We start from the raw sequence: 998 nt of genomic DNA on the forward strand, positions 1-998 counted from the left end.
CAGAATTTATAAACACTGGTTTCTTCACAAATGCCTCCATACTGCCTATTGGCAAAAGTTATTTTCTAAGATATGGAACTTATGTATGCGCATATTGCACATATGTCAACAATAAAGTGTGCAACATGAACATATTTAGTGAGTATTATATTATTTTGGGATATATAAAATGGATGATATTGATAACCTTATAATGGAGGCAGTGAATAAGCTTAGTATAGATAAAAAAAGAAGGTTAATTATTATTCTTCGTCTTTTAGAGTATCTAAAATGCGAAGAAGCCACTGCTTTTTTTCAGGAGATATATTTTTTAGAGCGTTAAAAACTTCTTCTTGAAGTTCGCGGTCTGAAAGAGCAGTTGTAGATTTTGTTTTTATCCCCTGTCCTTCACCAGTCAATAACCAACCTGTACTTACGTTAAAAGCTTTTGCATATCGACTTGCGGCTTTATTGATGCCGCGAACTCCTTGTTCATGTTGTATATAAGTGTAATATGGCCAGCCGTAATATTGAGCTGCGGCTCGGGCAGATTTAAATCCTTTGGCAATTCTTGCTTCTGTTAAGCGTATAGCTTGGTCGGGTTTTTGTTCTTGCATTCTGACAACTCCTTTCCATTCATAATGCACATATTATGTGTGCTTTTCGACTTGACTTTTTTCTGTGCACATTGCACACTTAATTTTATGAATAAGATAGAAGCAAAAAAAATACGCAAACGCCTTAATCTTACGCTGGACGAAATGGCAGCGTTATTAGGCGTTAACAAATCAACAGTATGGCGTTGGGAAAAATATGGTGTTCCTTCAAGAGGAGCAGTGGCTTATCTTTTAAAATCTTTATGCGATCAAGAGCAACACCCCCCATTGTCGAAAATTAGCAAGAGCTGCGGTGTTGATCACACCGGAGAAACTTTACAGCATTAAGGAGATAAAGATGAGTTCGAATGAAATTTTATGGATAGCAGTGGTTTCAGTTTTGCTCTTAAGCGGAGTGATGTT

General features: G+C 36.6%; 2 protein-coding genes. One reads left to right on the forward strand and one right to left on the reverse strand.

Features of this window, described 5'->3' with window-relative positions:
• Positions 1–242: 242 nt before the first annotated feature.
• Positions 243–596: an XRE family transcriptional regulator gene (locus ACFIK0_RS09230; RefSeq protein ID WP_273791732.1), complete on the reverse strand. Its 354-nt coding sequence runs from the start codon at positions 594–596 to the stop codon at positions 243–245.
• 87 nt (positions 597–683) lie between these two features.
• Between ACFIK0_RS09230 and ACFIK0_RS09235 the strand changes: the two genes are divergently transcribed.
• Complete coding sequence (locus ACFIK0_RS09235) at positions 684–923, forward strand: DNA-binding transcriptional regulator (protein WP_273791731.1); 240 nt, start codon at positions 684–686, stop codon at positions 921–923.
• Positions 924–998: the final 75 nt, after the last annotated feature.

The organism is Bartonella sp. CL63NXGY, assembly GCF_042194905.1.
In the GTDB taxonomy this organism is placed as follows: Bacteria; Pseudomonadota; Alphaproteobacteria; order Rhizobiales; family Rhizobiaceae; genus Bartonella.